We start from the raw sequence: 22,782 nt of genomic DNA on the forward strand, positions 1-22,782 counted from the left end.
GCGCAGCACCTCGTCGCCCACGTTGTGGCCATGCGTGTCGTTGATCTGCTTGAAGAAATCGATGTCGAGGATGGCCAGGCAAAACTCATGGCCCGAGGAGCGCGACAGGCGCCGCTGGTGTTCGTCCAGCACGGACATCATGTGGCGGCGGTTGTACAAACCCGTCAACTCGTCGCGCGTGGCCAGCACCTGGATGCGGTCCAGCGCCTTGGTCAGCTCGTCTTGCTTGAGGCGCAGGCGCGCGCGCAGGTTGCTGAGCTGGGCGGTCAGCACCGAGATCGTGGGCACCGAGGACACCACCAGCGCGAAATGCACGGCCTCCAGCGCCATGGGGTAGGTCTGGGGGTCGGTCATCGTCTTGTAGGCCATGACCACGCCGGTCAGCAGCACGGCAAAGCCACCGGCGATCTTGGCGTCGCGGGCATTGAGGTTGAAGATGCCGAAGACCAGCACCAGGGTGAGCAACATCATCGTGGCGCCATGGAAGACCCCCGTGATCGCGTAGGCGGCCACGATGCAGCTCAGGGCGGCCAGGATCTGCGGCAAGGTCAGCGATGGCTCCTTGAAACGCAGGTTCAGGCCGCTGCGCAACAAGGCGTACCAGAACACCACGTTCAGGGTGATCAGGCCGGACAGGAAGCTCCCTGCCTCGCCCCGCATCAGGCCCTGCTGCGACGCAAAAGCCATGATGCCGATGCACAGCACATACACATTGGCGGCCATCAGCGAACGGATGATGCGCAGCCGTTGCTTGGAATCGGTGCCGAGCAGCACCGCCAGGAGTCGTTGGATCAAGTCAGCCCTCGCCCCTTGCCTTCAACATCAATGCGTCCCACCGGGTCTGTGCCTTGTCCATGCTCGCTTTCTTGAGGTGTCCATAACCACGGATGTCGTCGGGGATGCGCGCCAAGGCCAGCGCGCTGTCCAGATGGTCCGCGCTCAAGCTGTCCACACAGGCCCCGATGCCTTGCCGGTATTGTGCAATCCAACGACGTTCCAGGCGCCGTTCGTCGGTGCGGCCGAATGGATCGAGCAACGTTCCACGCAAGATCTTGAACGGCACCAAGGCCTTGAAGGCCCAGCGCATCCACGGGCCAAATCGCCGCTTGATCGGCTGACTTTGCTGATTCGTCGGGCCCATGAACGGCGGCGCCAGGTTGTACGAGAGTTGGTAGTCTCCTTCGAACTCCTGGGCCAGTTTGTCGTGAAAGCGACGATCGGTCAGCAGACGTGCCACTTCGTACTCATCTTTGTAGGCCATGAGTTTGAAGAGTTGCCTGGCGACAGCATCCGTCAGCTTGGTCGTGCCCAGCTTCTGCTCGGCGGCGCGCACGCGGTTGACGAAGGCCAGGTAATCGGCCGCGTAGGCCTTGCCTTGGTAGTCGGTCAGCCATTCGACGCGCGACTGGATCAGGGCTTCAAGGTTGGTGGCGGTCTTGCGGATGAACTGCAAGGGCTGGGCCGGCAAGGCCAGCGACTGCACCGAGGCCAGGTCGTGTGCGGCGCGGCAACCCCATTCGAAGGCGGCCTTGTTGTTGTCCACTTGCACGGCGTTGAGTTCGATGGCGCGCAACAAGGCGGCACGGCTCAAGGGCACCCAACCCTTTTGCCAGGCATAACCCAGCATCAGCGGGTTGGCGTAGATCGTGTCGCCCAGCAGTTGCGTGGCCAGTTGGTTGGCGTCCAGGCGGCTGACCTGGCCCGGCATGGCAGCCTGGCCGATGACGTCGTCGCAGTGGCCGGCCGGGAACTGCCAATGGTTGGGGTCTTGCACAAAGGCGGCGGTGGGCGTGCCGTGGGTGTTGAGCGCCACGCGCGTGCGCTGCGCGTGCATGGTGCCCAGCGTGGCCGCGTTGGCCGTGACGATGGGGTCGCAACCAATCACCAGGTCGGCCGAGGCCATGGGCACGCGCGTGGTGTGGATGGCGCCCACGCTGTCGGCGATCTGGACGTGGCTCCAGGTGGCGCCGCCCTTCTGCGCCAAGCCCGCCGAATCCTGCGTGACGATGCCCTTGCCTTCGATGTGCGCGGCCACGCCCAGCAACTGGCCGATGGTGATGACGCCCGTGCCGCCAATGCCGGCGACGATGATGCCGTAGGCCTGGTGTGCCGATGGGATCTGGGGCTCCGGCAGTTTTGGCAAGGTGAAGGGATCGACACGTTGCTGGCTTTTGGCGGGGGATTTGAGCTGGCCGCCGCTCACCGTCACGAAGCTGGGGCAGAAGCCCTTGACGCACGACATGTCGTGGTTGCAGGTGCTCTGGTTGATGTGGCGCTTGCGGCCGAAGTCGGTCTCGACCGGCTCCACGCTCAGGCAGTTGGACTGGGTAGAGCAATCACCGCAGCCTTCGCAGACCAGCTCGTTGATGACCACGCGCTCAGTCACGGCCGGCATGGTGCCGCGCTTGCGGCGGCGGCGCTTCTCGGTGGCGCAGGTCTGGTCGTAGATGATGACGCTGCAGCCTTTGACCTCGCGCATCAGGCGCTGCACCGCGTCCAGGTCGTCGCGGTGGTGCACGGTGGTGCCGGGGGCCAGGTTGGGCACGACCTGGTATTTCTCGGGTTCGTCGGTGACGATGGCCAGCCGCGTCACACCTTCGGCTTCCAGTTCACGCGTCATCTCGGGCACGCGCAAGGTGCCGTCCACGGGCTGGCCGCCGGTCATGGCCACGGCGTCGTTGTAGAGGATCTTGTAGGTGATGTTGACCTTGGCGGCGATGCTCTGGCGCACGGCCAGCAGGCCGGAGTGGAAGTAGGTGCCATCGCCCAGGTTGGCGAACACGTGCTGCTCGTCGGTGAAAGGCGCCTGGCCCACCCAGGTGACGCCCTCGCCGCCCATCTGCGTGAAGGTGGTGGTGCTGCGGTCCATCCAGACCACCATGTAGTGGCAGCCGATGCCGGCCGTGGCGCGCGAACCTTCGGGCACCTTGGTGGAAGTGTTGTGCGGGCAGCCACTGCAGAACCAGGGCGCGCGCTCGGCACTGGCCTTTGGCGCGGTGGTGACTTGGAGGACGGGCTGTTCCTTGGCCTCGATGATGGCCAGGCGCTGCGCGATGCGCTCGCGCAGATCGGGGCCCAGTTCGGCCAGCATGCCCAGCTTGTCCAGCCTTTGCGCGATGGCCTTGGCGATCAGCGAGGGGTTGAGGTCGGCCTTGGCGCGCAGCAGCCAGTTGGACGCCGGGTTGGACATGGACCACTCGCCGCCGCTTTGGTCGCCATGCGGTTCGTTGAACTTGCCCAGCACATTGGGGCGCACGTCTTCGCGCCAGTTGTAAAGCTCTTCCTTGAGCTGGTATTCGATGACCTGGCGCTTTTCTTCGATCACCAGGATCTCTTGCAGGCCGGTGGCGAACTCGCGCGTGGCGCTGGCTTCGAGCGGCCACACCACCGCCACCTTGTGCACGCGCAAGCCGATGCGCGAACAGGTGATCTCGTCCAGGCCCAGGTCATGCAAAGCCTGGCGCAGATCGTTGTAGGCCTTGCCGCTGGCGATCAGGCCCAGGCGCGCGTGCCTGGAATCGATCACCGTGCGGTTCAAGCGGTTCGCGCGCACATAGGCCAGCGCGGCGTACCACTTGTAGTCCATCAGCCGGGCTTCTTGTTCCAAGGGCGAGTCGGGCCAGCGGATGTGCAGGCCGCCAGGTGGCATGGCGAAGTCTTCAGGCAGGATGATTTGCACGCGGTCGGGTTCGACCGACACGCTGCTGGACGACTCCACCACTTCCTGGATGACCTTCATGCCGGCCCACAGGCCGGAGAAACGGCTCATGGCATAGGCGTGCAAGCCCAGGTCCAGGATTTCTTGAGCGCTGCTCGGGAAAAACACCGGCAGGCCACAGGCCTTGAAGATGTGGTCGCTCTGGTGGGCCACGGATGAACTCTTGGCCACGTGGTCGTCGCCCGCCACGGCGATGACGCCGCCATGCTTCGCCGTGCCCGCCATGTTGGCGTGCTTGAAGACATCGGAGCAGCGGTCCACGCCCGGGCCCTTGCCGTACCAGAGGCCGAAGACGCCGTCGAACTTCCGGTGATCGGGGTAGAGGTCGAGCTGCTGCGTGCCCCACACCGCGGTGGCGCCCAACTCTTCGTTCACGCCCGGCTGGAAGACGACGTGATGGGCCTTGAGGTGTTCCTTGGCGTTCCACAAGGCCTGGTCGTAGCCGCCCAAAGGCGAGCCGCGGTAACCGCTGATGAAGCCCGCGGTGTTGAGCCCAGCGGCCACGTCCCTGGTGCGCTGCAGCATGGGCAACCGAACCAGCGCCTGCACGCCGCTCATGAAAGCGGTCCCGTGTTCGACGGCGTACTTGTCGTCCAGCGTGAGGGACGCCAGCGCCTTGAGGACCGAATCAGGTAGCGGAGCGTTCATGACGAACTCCAAGCAGCCCTATGCTGCAGAACCAGTGTAAGGATCTTGGCGCTGAACGTCATCTGCCGATGTGCCGAATAGTCCGCAGCCTTGGGGTCAATCTTGGCCATTGAGCCTCATCTGGGGACGCGCTGGCGCCGCCTCCACCCGGGATAACCCCATCCATTTCACCTTGTTTTGGTCCTTGGAATTGACTTTCACTCAAGGCGAAGGTGTGTGTTTTTCCTTGAAAAGGCTGCCACGGCTTGCCAACATGGATCAATAATTGAGTGGCACTCAAATTATCAGACCATGACCGCCCTGCAACGTTTGGCCCCTCGCCGTGTGAAATCCCAACTCCGGGTCACGGAGTTGCTGGCCGCCGCGCGCCGGGTCTTTTCCGAACAGGGTTTTCACCGCGCCACCACCGCCCAGATCGCCGTGGCCGCCGGGGTGTCCGAGGCCACGGTCTTCACCTACTTTCCCGGCAAGCGCGAACTGTGCATCCAGGTCATCAAGGACTGGTACGACGAGATCAGCGGCGAACTTGAGCGCGAGGTGCCGCGCCTGCATGGCGTGCATGCCAAGCTGGGCCACGTGGTGCGGCAACACCTGTTCACCCTGCTGGCCGACGGCTCGGGCATGTGCGCCCTGGTGCTGGGCGAAGGCCGCACCAGCGCCCCCGAGCTGGCCGAGGTCATCACCGATTGCAAGCGCCGCTACACCGCGCCGCTGATGGACTGCCTGGCCCAGGCCACGCTTGACGGCGAGGTGCGCCAGGACATGCCGCTGCGCCTGATGCGCGACCTGGTCTATGGCTCGATGGAGCACGTGCTGTGGGACAGCATCACCACGCACAAGCGCCCGCCCATCGACGAAACGGCCGAGCAGTTGACCAGCCTCATCTGGAGTGCGCTGATGCCGCGCCATGCTTCGCTCGACGCCCTGGCGCGCTTCCGTGACGAGGTCAGCACCGCGCTGAAACAACTGGACGCCCAGCGGCCCGAGAACAAAGCCGCGGGCAAGCCCAAGCGCGCAAGGAAATGACCATGCCTTTTGAATCGCAGATCAGCCCCCGTTCCGACACCTTCAAGGCCAATGCCCAGGCCATGCAGCTGTTGATCGACGACCTGGACGCGCAACTGGCCCGCATCGCCCTGGGCGGCGGCGAAGGCCCGCGCGCCAAGCACGTGGCGCGCGGCAAACTGCTGCCCCGCGACCGGGTCGAGTTGTTGCTGGACCCGGGCACGCCCTTCCTGGAGATCGCCCCCCTGGCCGCGCTGAACATGCACGACAACGAGGCCCCTTGCGCGGGCGTGATCGCCGGCATCGGCCGGGTCGCGGGCGTCGAGTGCGTGATCGTGTGCAACGACGCCACGGTCAAGGGCGGCACCTATTACCCTGTCTCGGTCAAGAAGCACCTGCGCGCACAAGAGATCGCCCAGCAGAACCGCCTGCCCTGCATCTACCTGGTCGACAGCGGCGGTGCCAACCTGCCGAACCAGGACGAGGTCTTTCCGGACCGCGAACATTTCGGCCGCATCTTCTTCAACCAGGCGAACATGAGCGCCGAGGGCATCCCGCAGATCGCCGTGGTGATGGGGTCATGCACCGCCGGTGGCGCCTACGTGCCAGCCATGAGCGACGAGGCCATCATCGTCAAGAACCAGGGCACCATCTTCCTGGGCGGCCCTCCACTGGTAAAGGCCGCCACGGGCGAGGTCGTGAGCGTGGAAGACCTGGGCGGCGGCGACGTGCACACGCGTCTGTCCGGCGTGGCCGACCAGCTCGCCAACGACGACGCGCACGCGCTGGCCTTGGCCCGCCGCAGCGTGGCGCAGCTCAACTGGCGCAAGGCGCCGGCATTGGCCTGCATCGCCTCGCGCCCACCTCGCCATGCGCAGGACGAGCTCAACGGCATCATCCCCACCGACACCCGCAAGCCCTTCGACGTGCGCGAAGTCATCACGCGCATCGTGGACGACTCCGAGTTCGACGAATTCAAGCCGCGCTACGGCAGCACCCTGGTCACCGGCTTCGCGCACGTCGACGGCATGCCCGTGGGCATCGTGGCCAACAACGGCATCCTGTTCTCGGAAAGCGCCAACAAGGGCGCGCATTTCATCGAGCTGTGCTGCCAGCGCAAGATCCCGCTGGTGTTTTTGCAGAACATCACCGGCTTCATGGTCGGTCGCAAGTACGAGAACGAAGGCATCGCGCGTGCTGGCGCCAAGATGGTGACGGCCGTGGCCTGCGCCGCCGTGCCGAAGTTCACCGTCATCATCGGCGGCTCGTTTGGCGCCGGCAACTACGGCATGTGCGGCCGGGCCTACAGCCCGCGCTTCCTGTGGATGTGGCCCAACGCCCGCATCAGTGTGATGGGCGGCGATCAGGCCGCCAGCGTGCTGGCCACGGTCAAGCGCGATGGCATCGAGGGCAAGGGCGGCCAGTGGAGCGCCGAGGACGAAGCCGCCTTCAAGGCCCCGATCCGCGAACAATACGAGCAACAAGGTCATCCCTACTACGCCTCGGCCCGCCTGTGGGACGATGGCGTGATCCGCCCGGCGGACACACGGCGCGTGCTGTCCCTGGGCCTGAGTGCCAGCCTGAACGCGCCGATCGGCGACACACGCTTTGGCGTGTTCCGCATGTGAGTCCAAGGAGCACACCATGCCCACGCTCGACATCCAACGCCACCAGCATGTGGTCCACGTCTGGCTCAACCGGCCAGAGATGCGCAATGCCTTCAACGACGAGACCATCCAGGAACTGACCCACGCCTTTCAAACGCTGCCGCAAGACCCGCAGGTGCGCGCCATCGTGCTGGGCGCGCACGGCAAGGCCTTCAGCGCGGGCGGCGACCTGAACTGGATGCGCGCCATGGCCGACTACTCCTGGGCCGAGAACCACGCCGACGCCACGCACCTGGCCCACATGATGTGGTCCATCGCCCACTGCCCCGTGCCCGTGATCGCGCGTGTGCAGGGTGATTGCCATGGCGGTGGGGTGGGCCTGGTCGCCGCGTGCGACATGGCCGTGGCGGTGGACACCGCTGGTTTCAGCCTGTCCGAGGTCAAGCTGGGCCTGATCCCGGCGGCCATCAGCCCGTACGTGATCCGCGCCATCGGCGAACGCGCGGCCCGCCGCTATTTCGTCACGGCCGAGCGCCTGTCGGCCCAGCGCGCGCAAGCCTTGGGCCTGGTGCAAGAGGTGTGCTCGGTCGATGCGCTCGACGCGGTGGTCGATGGCCTGTTGCATGCCATCGTGGCCAACGGCCCGCACGCGGTGCGGGCCAGCAAGCGCTTGATCCACGACGTGGCCGGCAAGCCGCTGACCCACGCCCTGCGCGATGAGACCGCGCGCTACATCGCCGACATCCGGGCCAGCGAGGAAGGCAAGGCGGGCGTGAACGCTTTCCTGAACAAGCTGGCACCGCCTTGGCAAGGCTCGAACCATTGACGACGATGATGTTCAAAAAGATCCTGATCGCCAACCGCGGTGAAATCGCCTGCCGCATCGCCAGCACCGCGCACCGCCTGGGCCTCCGCACCGTGGCGGTCTACTCCGACGCCGATGCCCAGGCGGCCCATGTGCGCGCTTGCGACGAGGCCGTGCGCATCGGCACGGCACCGCCGCGTGACAGCTACCTGCTGGGCGAGCGCATCCTCGCCGCGGCGAAGTCCACGGGCGCGCAAGCCATCCACCCCGGCTATGGCTTCCTGAGCGAAAACGCCGACTTTGCCCAGGCTTGTTTCGACGCGGGCCTGGTCTTCATCGGCCCGCCGGCTGCCAGCATCGCGGCCATGGGCAACAAGTCTGCCGCCAAGGCACTGATGGAGAAAGCCGGGGTGCCCCTGGTGCCCGGCTACCACGGTGACCGGCAGGAGCCCGCCTTTCTTCAACTGGAAGCGGACCGCATCGGCTACCCCGTGCTGATCAAGGCCAGCGCGGGTGGCGGCGGCAAAGGCATGCGCACGGTGGCACGCAGCGAAGATTTCGCGGCGGCCCTCGCCTCCTGCCAGCGCGAAGCCATCAACAGCTTCGGCAACGACCACGTGCTGATCGAGCGCTACGTGACGAGGCCTCGGCACATCGAGGTCCAGGTGTTCGGCGACCAGCATGGCCATCATGTGCACCTGTTCGAGCGCGACTGCTCGGTGCAGCGCCGCCACCAGAAGGTGCTGGAAGAAGCCCCCGCGCCCGGCATGACGGCGGAGCGCCGAGCCGAGATGGGCTTGGCGGCCATCGCCGCCGCGCGCAGCGTGGGCTATGTGGGCGCCGGCACGGTCGAGTTCATCGCCGAACAGGACGGTCGCTTCTATTTCATGGAGATGAACACGCGCCTGCAGGTCGAGCACCCGGTCACCGAGGCCATCACCGGCCTCGACCTGGTGGAGTGGCAGCTGCGCGTGGCGGCCGGCGAGCCCTTGCCTTTGACGCAAGACCAGTTGTCCATCAACGGCCATGCCATTGAAGCCCGCATTTGCGCTGAGAACCCCTTGCAGCAGTTCCTGCCCGCCACCGGGCCGCTGAACACCTACCGCCTGCCTTCGGCCTCCAGCTTCACCGTCGGCCCCGTGCGCGTGGACAGTGGCGTTCGCGAAGGCGACGAGATTTCGCCGCACTACGATTCGATGATCGCCAAGCTGATCGCCTGGGGCCCCACGCGCGAGCAGGCGCTGGACCGGCTGGACGCGGCCTTGAGCGAATTGCACATCACCGGCCTGCACACGAACACGGCCTTCGTGCGACGCATCATCGGCACACCTTCCTTCAGGCAAGCGAACCTCGACACCGCCCTGATCGAACGTGAAAGAGACGCGCTGTTCTCGCCGGAAACCCTGCCCGCCCTGGTGGCCGTGGCCGCCGTGGCCGCTCGGCTGATGCACGATGAGCAAAACACCATCACGCCCGACCCCTGGTCGGCACGCGATGGCTGGCGCCTGCACGGCACCTCTCGGCGGCACCTGGCCCTCAAGTTGGGCGATGACAAGGTCACCGCCTGGCTCCATCACCAGCGTGGCCAGCCCTGCCAACTCCAACTGGCCGCACAGCAAGTCGCCCTGGTCTTCCAGTCCCTGGGCCCTGACCGCTTCGACCTCATGCTGGGTGAGCAACGCCTCACCGTCTCGGTCTACCGCAACGGCGATCACTTCGAGGTCTTTTCGCCGCAAGGCCGGGCCGCGCTCGGCCTCGTCGACCCCTTGGCCCAGGCCAGCGCCCAGCACAGTGACGGCCGCCTGGCCGCGCTCATGCCAGGCCGCGTCGTGGCCTTGCTGGTGCAGGCGGGAGACGCGGTGAAAACCGGCGACGCGCTGGCCGTCACCGAAGCCATGAAAATGGAACACACCCTGACCTCGCCACGCGATGGCGTGGTCGCCGAACTGCTGTGCGCGGTGGGCGACCAGGTGCCCGAGGGCGCCGAACTGCTGCGCCTTCAAGAACCTTGAAAACTTCCACGAACATGCTCCCCCAACACGTCACCCTCGTCGAGGTCGGCCCGCGCGATGGCCTGCAAAATGAAGCGCAAACCGTCAGCGCCGCCGACAAAATCGAACTGGTGCACCGACTGCAAGGCGCGGGCCTGGTGCAGATCGAAGTCACCAGCTTCGTCAGCCCCAAGTGGGTGCCGCAGATGGGCGACAACACCGAGGTCATGGCCGGTATCCAGCGTCAGCCCGGCGTGCGTTACTCGGTGCTCACGCCCAACATGAAAGGCTTCGAAGGCGCGCTGGCGGCCAACGCCGACGAGGTCGTGATCTTCGCCGCCGCCAGTGAAGCGTTCAGCCAGCGCAACATCAACTGCTCCATCGCGGAATCCATCGAACGCTTCAAGCCCGTGGTCGACGCGGCCCATGCCCACGGCATGAAGGTGCGTTCGGCCGTGTCGTGTGCGCTGGGATGCCCTTATCAAGGTGAAGTGAGCATCGACCAGGTGGACGAGGTGGTGCAGCGCCTGCTGGACATCGGCGCCGACCACATTGGCATCGCCGACACCATCGGTGTGGGCACGGCCGGCCGCGTGCAAGCCGTGATGGAGCGCGCACTCAAACGCGTGCCGCGCACCGAACTCAGCGGCCATTTCCACGACACCTACGGCCAGGCCCTGGCCAACATCCACGCCTGCCTGCAACTGGGCATCCACACCTTCGACAGCAGCATCGCCGGCCTCGGCGGCTGCCCTTATGCCAAGGGCGCCACGGGCAATGTGGCCACCGAAGACGTGGTGTACCTGCTGCATGGCCTGGGCATCCACACCGGCCTCGACCTGGACCTGCTGGTCGACGCTGGCGCCTTCATTTCGAACGTGCTGGGCCGCAAGCCGGTCTCGCGCGTGAGCAATGCCTTGCTGGCCAAAAGAGCAACACAAGGCCCAGCGGCACAGACCGCGGCCTGAACCAGCCCGACACACCTCACCGAGGAGACCAACCATGCACGACCTGCCCGGACTCGACCACCAGCTTGGCGACGACATCAACGCCCTGCGAGACGCGGTGCGCCACTTCGCGCAGACCGAGATCGCGCCGCGCGCCGCCAGCATCGACCGCGACGACCAGTTCCCCATGGACCTGTGGCGCAAACTGGGCGACCTGGGCGTGCTCGGCATCACCACCTCTGAAGCGTACGGCGGCGCCAACATGAGCTACCTGGCCCACATGGTGGCCATGGAGGAAATCAGCCGCGCCTCGGCCTCGGTCGCGCTCAGCTATGGCGCGCACTCCAACCTTTGCGTCAACCAGATCCACCGCACCGGCACCGATCTGCAAAAGCGCAAGTACCTGCCCAAGCTGATCAGCGGCGAGCACATCGGCTCACTGGCCATGAGCGAACCCGGCGCAGGCTCCGACGTGGTCAGCATGAAGCTGCGAGCCGAGCTCAAAGGCGACCATTACCTGCTCAACGGCACGAAGATGTGGATCACCAACGGCCCGGATGCCGACACCTTGGTGGTCTACGCCAAGACCGAGCCTGAGAAGAATGCCCAGGGCATCACCGCCTTCATCATCGAGAAAGGCATGGCTGGCTTCAGCGTGGCGCAAAAGCTCGACAAGCTGGGCATGCGCGGCTCACACACCGGTGAGCTGGTCTTCAACAACGTGCAGGTGCCGGTCGAGAACGTGCTGGGCCAGGTCAACGGCGGCGTGAAGGTGCTGATGAGCGGCCTGGATTACGAGCGTGCCGTGCTGTCGGGCGGGCCACTGGGCATCATGCAGGCCGTGATGGACAACGTGGTGCCCTACATCCACGAGCGCAAGCAGTTCGGCCAGGCCATCGGTGAATTCCAGCTGATCCAGGCCAAGGTGGCCGACCTGTACACCACCCTGCAGGCCGGCCGAAGCTTCGCCTACACCGTGGCCAAGAACCTCGACAAACTGGGCCCGACGCACGCACGCCAGGTCCGCAAGGACTGCGCCTCGCTGATCCTGTGGTGCGCCGAGAAAGCCACCTGGATGGCCGGGGAAGGCATCCAGATCTTCGGCGGCAACGGCTACATCAACGACTACCCGCTGGGCCGCTTGTGGCGCGATGCGAAGCTGTACGAGATCGGTGCGGGCACGTCCGAGATCCGGCGCATGCTGATCGGGCGCGAGCTGTTCGCAGAAACCGCCTGATTCAGCGCGGGTTCAAGGCCATCCTCCGGGCAGTGGCCGCGGCACGCTGTTGCCACACCGCCGCCGCGAACACCCCCAGGCCGCCCAGAGCGAGCAGCAAGCCGACCCAGCCGGTCGACGTCCAGCCAAAGCCCGCCGCGATGGCCACGCCCCCCAGCCAGGCCCCCAGCGCATTGGCCATGTTGAAGGCCGAGTGGTTGAGCGCCGCGGCCAAGGTCTGCGCATCCCCCGCCACATCCATCAGTCGAATCTGCAAGGCCGGGGCAATGGCCACGACGGTGCCCACCAGGAAGACATTGACCGACACCGCGACCACATTGGAGGCCGTGAACACCACCGCCCCCAGCACCAGCGCATTCCAGACCAGCAGGCCCGCGATGGTCCGCATCAGCGACTTGTCGGCCAGGCGCGAACCCACGAGGTTGCCCACCACCATGCCCAGGCCGAAGAGGCCCAGCACCAGCGGCACGGACGCGAGGGACAAGCCCGTCACCTCCATCAGCAAAGGCTTGATGTAACTGAACACCGAGAACATGCCGCCAAAGCCCACCGCGCCGATGCCCAGCGTGAGCCACACCTGCGGCCGCTTCAAGGCGCCCAGCTCGCGCATCGGGCCGGCCCCCTGCGCTACCGGCAGGTTAGGCACATGCCGGTGCACCAAGAAAGCCGCCAGGGTCGCGATGGCGCCCACCAGCACGAAGGCCGCGCGCCAACCCAGGTGCTGACCCAGCCAGGCCGCGATGGGCACGCCGATCAGCGTGGCACTGGCCAGGCCGGACATCACCAGGCCCACAGCACTGGCGCGCTTGTCAGGCGGGGCCAGCGACGCGGCCACCAACGCGGCCACGCCGAAGAAGGTGCCATGCGGCAAACCCGCCACGAAGCGCAGCAGGTTCATCGACAGGTAGCCCGGCGCCATGGCGCTGGCGAAATTGCCGATGGCGAACAAGGCCATCAGCGCGACCAGCAGGGTACGGCGCGGCCAATGGGCCGCCATCACCGCCAACAGCGGTGCGCCGATGACGACGCCCAAAGCGTAGGCACTGATGACGTGGCCCGCCTGCGGGATGGTCACGCCCAGGTCGCGAGCCACTTCGGGCAGCAGGCCCATGATGACGAACTCGCCGGTGCCGATGGCGAAGCCCCCCACACCGAGCGCGATGACCGAAGGCCAGAAGGGGTCAGGACCGGAGGGATGGGACGTGGATACAACGGGGCTCATGGCACTGCAAGCAAGGGGTGACCACGTCACCGTTCGGCCATTGTGCTGCACCGCAACATTCTTCGCCCTCGTGGGGTTTTAAAGACTGTCTGGCGGAACGGCGATCCTCACTGCGCCTTCAACAGGTCATCGATCATCGCCTTCACTGCCTTCATCTGCGGCGCCGACTGCTTGGCAAAGTTCGGCGCCGACGGGTTCAAGGCCGCGAACTTCTCCGTGTAACCCCAGAAGTCCCAGCACCCTTTGGGATTGAAACGGTAGGGGTCGGTCAGGTCGCGCCCCTTGGGATCGCTGGGCTTGACCTGTGGAAACAGCACCACGATGTGGCCGGTTTCCGCCCAGCGGTTGTAGCCCGTCTCTTTGACGAACTGCAAGCCGAACTTCTGGCGACCGACCTTGAAGCTCTGGCCCTGCTCGCAACCATGGAAGGCCACGTGCAGGCGGCAATGCGCCCCCGCCTGCTCGCAGGCCTTGGGCACGTAGACCCAGCCCGTGCTGTCCAGGCTGCTGAAGACCTTCTTGTCATCGTAGGCGGTCTGCTTGAAAGGCTTCAAGGCCCCTTCGTCAAAGGTGCCGGCCTGCCAATCGGGGTTGCCGGGGTACAGCCACTTCAGCAACTCACCGGCCGCGTCCAGATTGCATTGCGTCAGGAACGGCGTGTGGGTCAGGCTGCACGCCTGGCTGGCCTGGGGGCTGGGAAAGCCATGCCCGGCCTCGCGGTTCGCTTCGCGGTGGATCTGCGCCGCGGGCACGCCCACCCGTTCGTAAAACTTCTGCGCGGCCGTGACCAGTTGGGGATCGACCACATGGTCCTGGTCGCCCGAAAACAGCCAGACGCGGTGTGTTTTCAGGTGGAAGGTGTCGTCGATGCCATGGACCTCGACATTGCCCGCCACCGCGTTCTGGCTGAACAGGAGGTAGACCTCGGGATTGAACACCTGGCAGCCGCCACCAAACGCGTGTGCCACCTGCAGGGCGAAGCTCTGCTCGGCCGGGCACGAGCAATTGAACATGGCGGTCGACACGCTGCCCCGCGAACATCCATAAGGGCCGCCCGCCAACACCGCGGCCCCGGCCAGCGAAGCCGAGTAAGCCACCTGGAACTGACCTGCCATGTAGGCGCCGGAAGACAGCCCCGACACGGTCACCGCATCGCGCTGCAACCCCAGCGCGGGCAAGCGCGCCAAGACCTGGGCCTGGACGGTGGACACCGCCAGGCCGGCCAAAGCACCCACCACCAGGCATGCGAGAAGCCGAGAGGTGCGAAACAGCGCGAAATGAGGCGACATGAGGAGGCTCCCTGGGTTCGAATGGCATTTGCTGCGGCGCAACATTTCGCGCAGCTTACCGTCCGAAGACCCGAAATGCAAAGAGAGCACCCGGACAGGGGCGCCGGTCAAAGGCCGCCTGGTGGACTCAGTCCTGGTGGCCAGCGAGGTCAGCTTGTCGAACTGAGCCCGGGCCTCAAAGAAAGCGCTCCAGCAAACGCCGAGAGGCCATGTCCAAGGCCAGGCGGTTGCGCACCGCGAAGGGCACACCATGGCTGCTGGTGATCAGCAAGGCGCCCCCCGCCAGGCGGCGGATGTCGTCTTCGCTCTTGAGCACGAAGGTGGTCGGCCCACGGTCGGTGGCCACCGTCCAGGTGCTGGGCGTGCCGAAGGTGGACACCGCCACCAGCCGCTCGATCACCGGGGTGAACTCGCGGTGCGCCAGCTCGTCCTGCAGCAACTGGCGGGGCGCTTCCGGCAATGCATCCAGGCGCGCGATCCAGGCCAGCTCATGGCCATGGGTGTCGACCAAGGACACGCCTTCGCCGGGCGCCTCGATGGGGAAGGCCCGAACCGGCGTGACGCCCTCGTGTCGCACGCCTTGCGCATCGGTGAGGACCAGGTGGCCAAAGGCATCGCGGTCCAGTGTGAAAGTCATCGCATCATGCTTGCTCATGCCAGGAACTCCGGGTTGTCGGCCTGGGCCTGTTGCTCCTTGCGGGCCTGGGCCTCGTACAGGCGCCAGTAAGCGCCCTGCCTGGCCATCAACTCGTCGTGCGGCCCGACCTCGACCACGCGGCCCCGGTCCATCACCACCAGGCGGTCGGCCTTGCGCAGGGTGGACAGGCGGTGGGCGATGGCGATGGTCGTGCGGCCCTGCACCAGGTTGTCCAGCGCTTTTTGAATCTCTTTTTCCGTCTCGGTGTCGACCGACGAGGTGGCCTCATCGAGGATCAGGATGCGCGGGTCGATCAGCAGCGCGCGGGCGATCGAGATGCGTTGCCGCTCACCGCCCGACAGGCCCTGCCCACGCTCGCCCACCAGTGAGTCGTAGCCCTGCGGCAGGCGCAGGATGAACTCGTGCGCATGTGCCGCGCGCGCGGCCGCCACGATCTCGGCGCGCGTGGCGCCAGGCTTGCCGTAGGCGATGTTCTCGGCGATGGTGCCAAAGAACAGGAAAGGCTCTTGCAGCACCAGCCCGATGTGGCGCCGGAAATCGGCCACTGCCACGCGCCGGATGTCGGTCCCATCGATGCGGATGGCACCCTGGCTCACGTCGTAGAAACGGCAGATCAGGTTGACCAGCGTGCTTTTGCCCGAACCGCTGTGCCCCACCAGGCCGATCATCTCGCCGGGCTGGATGTCCAAACTCAAGTCACGGATCACCGTGCGGCTGCCATAGCGGAAGCCGATGCCTTCCATCTGCAAGCGGCCTTGCACGGTGGGCAGCGCCACCGGCTGCGTCGGCTCGGGCACGTTCGACACGTGGTCGAGGATGTCGAAGATGCGCTTGGCGCCCGCCGCCGCCTTCTGCGTGACCGACACGATGCGGCTCATCGAATCCAGCCGGCCATAAAAGCGCCCGATGTAGGCGATGAAGGCCGTGAGCACCCCCACGGTGATCTGCTGGTGCGACACCAGCCAGATGCCGAAGGCCCACACCACCAGCAGCCCGATCTCGGTCATCAGCGACACGGTGGGCGAGAACAGCGACCAGGTCTTGTTGAGCTTGTCGTTGATGTCGAGGTTGTGCAGGTTGGCGTCCTTGAAGCGCTTGGCCTCGCGGCTCTCCTGCGCGAAGGCCTTGACCACGCGGATGCCGGGGATGGTGTCGGCCAGCACATTGGTGACCTCGCCCCAGACGCGGTCGATCTTCTCGAAGCCAGTGCGCAGGCGGTCGCGCACCAGGTGGATCAGCCAGGCGATGAAGGGCAGCGGCAACAGGGTCACCAGCGCCAGCCACGGGTTGATCGAGAACAGGATGATCGCCGTCATGGTGATCATCAGCACGTCGGTGGCGAAATCGAGCGCGTGCAGCGACAAGAAGACGCTGATGCGATCGGTCTCGGATCCGATGCGCGACATGAGGTCGCCCGTGCGTTTGGTGCCGAAGTACTCCAGCGACAGGTTCAGCAAGTGCTCGAAGGTGCTGGTCCGCAAGTCGGCGCTGATGCGCTCGGACACCAAGGCCAGCACATAGGTGCGCGCCCAACCCAGGCTCCAGGCCAGCAGGGCCGAGACCAGCAGGCCGCCCAGCAAACCCGCCACCAGCCAGGTGTCGATGGTCTGGCCGCTCTGGAAGGGAATCAGCACCTTGTCCATCAAGGGGATGCTGAGGTAGGGCGGCACCAGGGTCGCGGCCGTGGAAGCCAGGGTCAGGCCGAAACCCAGGGCCAGTTTGCCCTGGTAGGGCTGGGCAAAACGCCACAGGCGCAGCAGCACCCAGGTCGAGGGTGGCTCATCTTCCGTTCGGTCGCAGGCGGGACAATCCTCGCTGTCGGGTGGCAGGGGAGCCTGGCAGCTGGGACACAGGGCCGGGCCATCGTCGTCGCCCCCTGCCAGGACACCCGCCCGGCGTTGCGCTTGCTGCCGGTCGAACGCCGCCACGAAGCCCTGGGCAGCCGGCCCCATGGCCATGGTGAAACGCCAAACCGCCAGGCGCCGTTGCAGATCGTGCAATTCCAGGGTGCCCACGCCAGCGTGGTCGGCGTGGCGCAAGCTCAGATTTTCAGCCAGTGGCCAGGCGCGCCAGGTGTTTTCAGGGCCCTCAAGGCACAGCAATTGCCGATCGCTCAGCACCACCACACCCTGTGAAAACCGCAAATGGGGGTCCAGGTCAACCGACAGGGTGGCTAAAACGTTCTCTTCTTTTGCAAGCTGGGCCGCCAGGCCGGCCTGAGCGAATTCAGCCAGGGCCCGGCGGGCGTCGACAGGATGGTGATGTTGCATTTTGATTTCGTAGCGCAATCGCGGATTCTCGCCGAATCGGTGTCCCTTTCGGGTGACATTGCCCTGAACAGCCCTCGTCGCCTCAAGCACAATGCCGGGTTGCGCGCCGCCTGACCGGTCGCCAGAACGCACAAAAACATGAAAAAGATGGACGACATCAAACTGCTGCGCATCAACTATTTGCGCGGCCCCAATGTCTGGACCTACCGCCCTGTGCTGGAAGTCTGGCTGGACTTGGGTGTGCTGGAAGACTACCCCTCCAACCTCTTGCCCGGTTTCAACGACCGCCTGGTGGCCCAACTGCCGGCCCTGATCGAGCACCATTGCGGCGTCGGCGAGCGCGGCGGCTTCCTGGAACGCTTGAAAGAAGGCACCTGGGCTGGCCACGTGCTGGAACACGTGGTGATCGAACTGCTGAACCTGGCCGGCATGCCCACCGGTTTCGGCCAGACGCGCAGCACCTCCGAGCATGGCGTCTACCGCATGGTGTTCCGCGCCCGCGAGGAACACGTGGCCCGCACCGCCCTGGCCGAAGGGCACCGCCTGCTGATGGCCGCCATCAACGACCAGCCTTTCGACGTGGCCGCCTCGGTGGCCAAGGTGCGCGACGAGGTCGACTGCTGCTACCTCGGCCCCAGCACCGCCTGCATCGTCTCGGCCGCGACCGACCGGCGCATTCCCCACATCCGCCTGAACGACGGCAACCTGGTGCAGCTGGGCTATGGCGCCCGCCAGCGCCGCATCTGGACGGCCGAAACCGACCTGACCAGCGCCATCGCCGAAGGCATCGCTGGCGACAAGGACCTGACCAAGGGCCTGCTCAAATCCTGCGGCGTGCCCGTGCCCGAGGGTGAAGTGGTCGACAGCGCGGCCGCCGCCTGGGAAGCCGCCCAGGACATCGGCCTGCCGGTGGTGGTCAAGCCCAGCGATGGCAACCATGGCCGCGGCGTGGCCCTGGACCTGAAAAAACGCGAAGACATCGAAGCCGCCTTCGAGGTGGCAGACAAGCACGGCAGCGAGGTGCTGGTCGAGCAATTCATCAAGGGCCACGAGCACCGCCTGCTGGTGGTCGGTGGCAAGGTGGTCGCCGCCGCCCGGGGCGAAGCCGCCTGGATCACGGGTGACGGCCAATCCACCGTCATGCAGCTGATCGACGCGCAGCTCAACACCGACCCGCGCCGTGGCCTGAACGAGGACTTCCCGCTCAACGTCATCAAGCCACTGGAAGACGAAGCCGTGCTGCTGGACCTGCAGCGCCAGGGCCTGGACATCGATTCGATCCCCGATCCGGGCCGCCAGGTGCTGATCCAGCGCAATGGCAACGTGGCCATCGACTGCACCGACGACGTGCACCCCGAGGTCGAGCACGCCGTGACCCTGGCCGCCCGAGTGGTGGGACTGGACATCGCTGGCGTCGACGTGGTCGCGCAAGACATTTCCCGCCCCTTGAAATCGCAAGGCGGTGCGATCGTGGAAGTGAACGCCGGGCCGGGCCTGCTGATGCACCTGAAGCCCGCCGAAGGATCGCCCCGTCCGGTGGGGCGTGCCATCGTCGACCACCTGTTCCCGGAAGACGAAGACGGCCGCATCGCCATCGTGGGCATCACTGGCTCACAAGGCACCAGCACCTTGTCACGCCTGGTCACCTGGCTCCTGCACCTGAGCGGCAAATACGTGGGCCTGGCCTGCCGGGACGGCCTGTTCCTGGACCGCCGCCACGTCGAGCGCCAGGACGCCTCGCACTGGGAAGCCGGCCACCGGCTGTTGATGAACCGCTCGGTGCAAGCCGCCGTGTTCGAGAGCGGCGCCCGCGCCATCCTGCGTGACGGCCTGCCTTACGACCGCTGCCAAGTGGGCGTGGTCACCGACCTGGACGGCGCCGCCGATTTGGCCGATTTCGACATCCGCGAATCCGACCAACTGGTGAAGGTGATGCGCACCCAGGTGGACGTGGTGCTGCCCGAAGGCGTGGCCGTGCTCAACGCCCACGACGAGCGCATCGCCGACATGGCCTCGCTGTGCGACGGCCAGGCCGTGCTCTATGGCGAAGACCCGCAACTGGCCACCATCGCGCGCCACCGCGCCGAGGGCGGCCGGGCCGTCTTCATGCGCCAGGGCATCGTCGTGCTGGCCAATGGCGCCTTCGAAAACACCCTGACCGAACTGAGCAGCCTGACCCTGCGCCAGGGCCGCGGCACCCCGGTGTCGGCCAGCACGCTGCTCGCCGCCGTGGCCGCCGCTTGGGCCCTGGACATCAAACCCGACCTGATCACCGCGGGCATCGAGACCTTCGACGCCGACCTGTCGCCGGCCCGGCCCACGCTGGGCTTCGCGTATGCCCGCTGAAGCCTGCCCCGCCCGCTGAAGAAGACGCACACGAAAGACACGCTGATGGACGTTTCCCGCATCCGGGCACTGAGGGGTCCCAACCTCTGGAGCCGCCACACCGCCATGGAGGCCATCGTGGCCTGCACCGAGGCCGAACGCTCGATCGTCAACCTGCCGGGCTTCGAGGCGCGCGTGCGCGCCCTGTTCCCGGCCATCGGCGCGCTGCAGCACCGGGGCGCCAACACCAAGGTCTCGCTGGCCCACGTGCTGGAAACCGCCGCGCTGGCCTTGCAAGCGCAAGCGGGTTGCCCCGTCACCTTCAGCTGCACCGCCGCGACGGTCGAGCCCGGCGTGTACCAGGCCGTGGTCGAGTATTCCGAAGAAGCCGTGGGCCGCCTGGCCTTCGAGCTGGCCCAGTCGCTGATCAACGCCGCCCTGGACAACACCGAGTTCGACGTCGATGCCGCCATCACGCAACTGCGTGAAACCGACGAGAACGAGCGCCTCGGGCCCAGCACCGGCGCGATCGTGGACGCCGCCATCGCGCGCGGCATCCCGTGGCGTCGCCTGACCCAGGGCAGCCTGGTGCAATTCGGCTGGGGCTCGCGCCAGCGCCGCATCCAGGCCGCCGAGGTCGACTCGACCAGCGCCGTGGCCGAGTCCATCGCGCAAGACAAGGACCTGAGCAAAAAACTGCTGCATGCCGCTGGCGTGCCCGTGCCCATGGGCCGCCCGGTGCAAAGCGCGGATGAAGCCTGGGCCGTGGCGCAAGAAATCGGCCTGCCCGTGGTCGTCAAGCCGCAGGATGGCAACCAGGGCAAGGGCGTGACCGTCAACATCGTCAGCCGCGAGCACCTGGACATCGCCTACAAAGCCGCTTTCGAGTATGGCGAGGTGATGGTCGAGAAATACCTGCCCGGCGACGACTTCCGCCTGCTGGTGGTGGGCGACAAGCTGGTGGCCGCCGCCCGCCGCGACCCACCGCAAGTCATCGGCGATGGCCAGCACACGGTGCGCCAACTGGTCGACATCGTGAACCTCGACCCCAAGCGCGGCGAAGGCCATGCCACCTCGCTCACCAAGATCCGCTTTGACGAGATCGCCATCGCGCGCCTGAGCGTGCAGGGCCTCCAACCCGAATCAATCCCCGACAAGGGGCGCCGCGTCATCCTGCGCAACAACGCCAACCTGAGCACCGGCGGCACCGCCACCGACGTGACCGACGACGTGCACCGCGAAGTGGCCGCGCGCGCCGTGGCCGCCGCCCAGATGGTCGGCCTGCACATCTGCGGCGTCGACGTGGTCTGCGAGACCGTGCTCAAGCCGCTCGAAGAACAGCACGGCGGCATCGTCGAGGTCAACGCCGCGCCCGGTCTGCGCATGCACCTGACGCCATCCTTCGGCAAGGGCCGGCAAGTGGGCGAAGCCATGGTGGCCAACCTCTTCGGTCCTGGCGACGATGGCCGCATCCCGGTCGTGGCCGTCACCGGCACCAATGGCAAGACCACCACCGCCCGCCTGATCGCGCACCTGCTGGCCGCCACCGGCCTGCGCGTGGGCATGACCAACACCGACGGCGTCTACGTGGAAGGCCGCCAGATCGACAGCGGCGATTGCAGCGGCCCCAAAAGCGCCCGCAATGTGCTGATGCACCCCGACGTCGACGCCGCCGTGTTCGAGACCGCCCGTGGCGGCGTGCTGCGCGAAGGCCTGGGCTTCGACCGCTGCCAGGTGGCCGTGGTCACCAACATTGGCTCGGGCGACCACCTGGGCCTGAACTACATCACCACGGTCGAAGACCTGGCCGTGCTCAAGCGCGTGATCGTGCAAAACGTGTCGCCCAACGGCTATGCGGTGCTCAATGCCGCCGACCCCAATGTCTCGGCCATGGCCAGCAAGGCCCAAAGCGAAATCATCTTCTTCGCCCAGGACCACCACCACCCCATCATGGCCACGCACCGCGCCCAGAACAAGCGCACCGTGTTCGTCGATGGCGAGGGCGACAACAAGGCCGTGGTGGCCGCCCAAGGGGCCTGGCGCGAACGCATTCCCCTGCGCGATGTGCCCATCACCCGCCACGGCACCATCGGCTTCCAGGTCGAGAACGTCCTGGCCGCCGTGGCCGCCGCCTGGGGCGTGGGGCTGGACTGGGACGCCATCCGCAGCGGCCTGGCCAGCTTCGTGAACGACGCCGACAACGCCCCCGGCCGCTTCAACGTGATGGACTACAAGGGCGCCACCGTCATCGCCGACTATGGCCACAACCCGGACGCCATGCGCGCCCTGGTCTCGGCCGTGGAAGGCATCCCGGCCAAGCGCCGGTCGGTGGTCATCAGCGGCGCCGGCGACCGCCGCGACGACGACATCCGTGAGCAGACCGCCATCCTGGGCGACGCCTTCGACGACGTGCTGCTTTTCCAGGATGCCTGCCAACGCGGCCGCGTCGACGGCGAAGTGCTGGCCCTGCTGCGCGACGGCTTGAAGAACGCCAAGCGCACGCGCAACATCGACGAGATCCGCGGCGAGTTCGTTGCCATCGACACGGCCCTGCACCGCTTGTCTCCGGGGGATCTGTGCCTGATATTGGTGGATCAAGTGGAAGAGGCGCTGGCACACTTGGCCAAACGCGTCGCCGAATCCACGCCACCATGAACCGCCTGCGCCTTCACCCCGTTCTCACCGCCGCCCTGCCCCTGGCCATCCTGATGGGATGTGCCACCGTGCAGGTGCGCCGCGTGGCCATGGAGGGCCCCGAGTCCGCCTACGAACTGGAAGGCACCAGCATCGCCGAACTGGACAACGAAGCCCGGCGCCTGTGCCCCCACGGCCACGACACCCGCCGCCAGTGGCAGAACTACCAGCGCCTGGCGAACGACCAGCTTTACCCCGTGCGCCTCTGGGACCGCATCACCGGCAACCTGAACACGCCCACCAACAGCAAGGCGCAAATGGCGGTGATCTGCAAGCCGGCGCCCGCCTCGCCACCCGCTCCCATGGCGCCATCCGCTTCATCTCCATGAACAATTCCCGCCCTGGCCGTCCATCGGTCAGCGCGGT

15 protein-coding genes are annotated in these 22,782 nt (G+C 66.4%); 9 read left to right on the forward strand and 6 right to left on the reverse strand.

The window, feature by feature from the left end; genetic code table 11:
* A partial coding sequence (locus tag ACREB4_RS18555; RefSeq protein WP_431589728.1) for a GGDEF domain-containing protein occupies positions 1-795 on the reverse strand: 795 nt, incomplete at its 3' end.
* Between the two features lies 1 nt (position 796).
* Positions 797-4,366, reverse strand: a complete 3,570-nt coding sequence (locus ACREB4_RS18560) for an indolepyruvate ferredoxin oxidoreductase family protein (RefSeq protein WP_431589729.1) — start codon at positions 4,364-4,366, stop codon at positions 797-799.
* Between the two features lie 291 nt (positions 4,367-4,657).
* On the opposite strand from ACREB4_RS18560, the gene ACREB4_RS18565 reads away from it, so the two are divergent.
* Genes ACREB4_RS18565 through ACREB4_RS18590 form a run of 6 tightly spaced genes read left to right on the forward strand, consistent with a single transcriptional unit; the run spans position 4,658 to position 11,958 of the window.
* On the forward strand, positions 4,658-5,392 hold the full coding sequence (locus ACREB4_RS18565) for a TetR/AcrR family transcriptional regulator (RefSeq protein ID WP_431589730.1): 735 nt from the start codon (positions 4,658-4,660) through the stop codon (positions 5,390-5,392).
* Between the two features lie 2 nt (positions 5,393-5,394).
* Positions 5,395-6,999 (forward strand): carboxyl transferase domain-containing protein, encoded by a 1,605-nt coding sequence (locus tag ACREB4_RS18570; protein ID WP_431589731.1) that lies wholly within the window; start codon positions 5,395-5,397, stop codon positions 6,997-6,999.
* 16 nt (positions 7,000-7,015) lie between these two features.
* The gene (locus ACREB4_RS18575) at positions 7,016-7,804 is read left to right on the forward strand and encodes an enoyl-CoA hydratase/isomerase family protein (RefSeq protein WP_431589732.1); all 789 of its coding nucleotides are present in this window, start codon (positions 7,016-7,018) and stop codon (positions 7,802-7,804) included.
* An 8-nt stretch (positions 7,805-7,812) separates the two neighbouring features.
* A complete protein-coding gene (locus tag ACREB4_RS18580) occupies positions 7,813-9,795 on the forward strand; it encodes an acetyl/propionyl/methylcrotonyl-CoA carboxylase subunit alpha (protein WP_431589733.1) in 1,983 nt (660 codons plus the stop codon).
* Between the two features lie 14 nt (positions 9,796-9,809).
* Entirely contained in the window at positions 9,810-10,742 is a 933-nt protein-coding gene (locus tag ACREB4_RS18585; RefSeq protein WP_431589734.1) for a hydroxymethylglutaryl-CoA lyase, read from the forward strand.
* A gap of 34 nt (positions 10,743-10,776) precedes the next feature.
* Positions 10,777-11,958 carry an isovaleryl-CoA dehydrogenase gene (locus tag ACREB4_RS18590; protein ID WP_431589735.1) on the forward strand — a complete coding sequence of 394 codons (1,182 nt, stop codon included), beginning with the start codon at positions 10,777-10,779 and terminating at the stop codon, positions 11,956-11,958.
* 1 nt (position 11,959) lies between these two features.
* On the opposite strand, the gene ACREB4_RS18595 is transcribed toward ACREB4_RS18590, so the two are convergent.
* The 4 genes from ACREB4_RS18595 to ACREB4_RS18610 form a co-directional block, all read right to left on the reverse strand.
* A complete protein-coding gene (locus tag ACREB4_RS18595; protein ID WP_431589736.1) occupies positions 11,960-13,180 on the reverse strand; it encodes an MFS transporter in 1,221 nt (406 codons plus the stop codon).
* A gap of 107 nt (positions 13,181-13,287) precedes the next feature.
* Positions 13,288-14,469 carry an extracellular catalytic domain type 2 short-chain-length polyhydroxyalkanoate depolymerase gene (locus ACREB4_RS18600; protein ID WP_431589737.1) on the reverse strand — a complete coding sequence of 394 codons (1,182 nt, stop codon included), beginning with the start codon at positions 14,467-14,469 and terminating at the stop codon, positions 13,288-13,290.
* Positions 14,470-14,644: 175 nt separating this feature from the next.
* Positions 14,645-15,124, reverse strand: coding sequence for a DUF1854 domain-containing protein (locus tag ACREB4_RS18605; protein ID WP_431589738.1), 480 nt, complete (start codon positions 15,122-15,124; stop codon positions 14,645-14,647).
* Positions 15,121-17,397, reverse strand: a complete 2,277-nt coding sequence (locus ACREB4_RS18610; RefSeq protein ID WP_431589739.1) for an ABC transporter ATP-binding protein — start codon at positions 17,395-17,397, stop codon at positions 15,121-15,123. Before ACREB4_RS18610 ends, ACREB4_RS18605 begins: the two co-directional genes overlap by 4 nt.
* A 138-nt stretch (positions 17,398-17,535) precedes the next feature.
* On the opposite strand from ACREB4_RS18610, the gene cphA (ACREB4_RS18615) reads away from it, so the two are divergent.
* The 3 genes from cphA (ACREB4_RS18615) to ACREB4_RS18625 are packed head-to-tail and all read left to right on the forward strand — an operon-like array spanning position 17,536 to position 22,745.
* Entirely contained in the window at positions 17,536-19,743 is a 2,208-nt protein-coding gene (gene cphA / locus ACREB4_RS18615; protein WP_431589740.1) for a cyanophycin synthetase, read from the forward strand.
* A gap of 45 nt (positions 19,744-19,788) precedes the next feature.
* Entirely contained in the window at positions 19,789-22,377 is a 2,589-nt protein-coding gene (gene cphA / locus ACREB4_RS18620) for a cyanophycin synthetase (RefSeq protein WP_431589741.1), read from the forward strand.
* Positions 22,374-22,745 (forward strand): hypothetical protein, encoded by a 372-nt coding sequence (locus ACREB4_RS18625; RefSeq protein WP_431589742.1) that lies wholly within the window; start codon positions 22,374-22,376, stop codon positions 22,743-22,745. The genes cphA (ACREB4_RS18620) and ACREB4_RS18625 overlap by 4 nt, the downstream gene beginning before the upstream one ends.
* Positions 22,746-22,782 lie beyond the last annotated feature (37 nt).

Source organism: Aquabacterium sp., assembly GCF_050725395.1.
Taxonomy (GTDB): Bacteria; Pseudomonadota; Gammaproteobacteria; order Burkholderiales; family Burkholderiaceae_C; genus Aquabacterium.

What these genes read in the sequence shown, in the direction of transcription:
- ACREB4_RS18560 (WP_431589729.1), bottom strand. Translation starts at nt 4,366, where the DNA reads ATGAACGCTCCGCTACCTGATTCGGTCCTCAAGGCGCTGGCGTCCCTC.
- ACREB4_RS18565 (WP_431589730.1), top strand. Translation starts at nt 4,658, where the DNA reads ATGACCGCCCTGCAACGTTTGGCCCCTCGCCGTGTGAAATCCCAACTC.
- ACREB4_RS18570 (WP_431589731.1), top strand. Translation starts at nt 5,395, where the DNA reads ATGCCTTTTGAATCGCAGATCAGCCCCCGTTCCGACACCTTCAAGGCC.
- ACREB4_RS18575 (WP_431589732.1), top strand. Translation starts at nt 7,016, where the DNA reads ATGCCCACGCTCGACATCCAACGCCACCAGCATGTGGTCCACGTCTGG.
- ACREB4_RS18580 (WP_431589733.1), top strand. Translation starts at nt 7,813, where the DNA reads ATGTTCAAAAAGATCCTGATCGCCAACCGCGGTGAAATCGCCTGCCGC.
- ACREB4_RS18585 (WP_431589734.1), top strand. Translation starts at nt 9,810, where the DNA reads ATGCTCCCCCAACACGTCACCCTCGTCGAGGTCGGCCCGCGCGATGGC.
- ACREB4_RS18590 (WP_431589735.1), top strand. Translation starts at nt 10,777, where the DNA reads ATGCACGACCTGCCCGGACTCGACCACCAGCTTGGCGACGACATCAAC.
- ACREB4_RS18595 (WP_431589736.1), bottom strand. Translation starts at nt 13,180, where the DNA reads ATGAGCCCCGTTGTATCCACGTCCCATCCCTCCGGTCCTGACCCCTTC.
- ACREB4_RS18600 (WP_431589737.1), bottom strand. Translation starts at nt 14,469, where the DNA reads ATGTCGCCTCATTTCGCGCTGTTTCGCACCTCTCGGCTTCTCGCATGC.
- ACREB4_RS18605 (WP_431589738.1), bottom strand. Translation starts at nt 15,124, where the DNA reads ATGAGCAAGCATGATGCGATGACTTTCACACTGGACCGCGATGCCTTT.
- ACREB4_RS18610 (WP_431589739.1), bottom strand. Translation starts at nt 17,397, where the DNA reads ATGCAACATCACCATCCTGTCGACGCCCGCCGGGCCCTGGCTGAATTC.
- cphA (WP_431589740.1), top strand. Translation starts at nt 17,536, where the DNA reads ATGAAAAAGATGGACGACATCAAACTGCTGCGCATCAACTATTTGCGC.
- cphA (WP_431589741.1), top strand. Translation starts at nt 19,789, where the DNA reads ATGGACGTTTCCCGCATCCGGGCACTGAGGGGTCCCAACCTCTGGAGC.
- ACREB4_RS18625 (WP_431589742.1), top strand. Translation starts at nt 22,374, where the DNA reads ATGAACCGCCTGCGCCTTCACCCCGTTCTCACCGCCGCCCTGCCCCTG.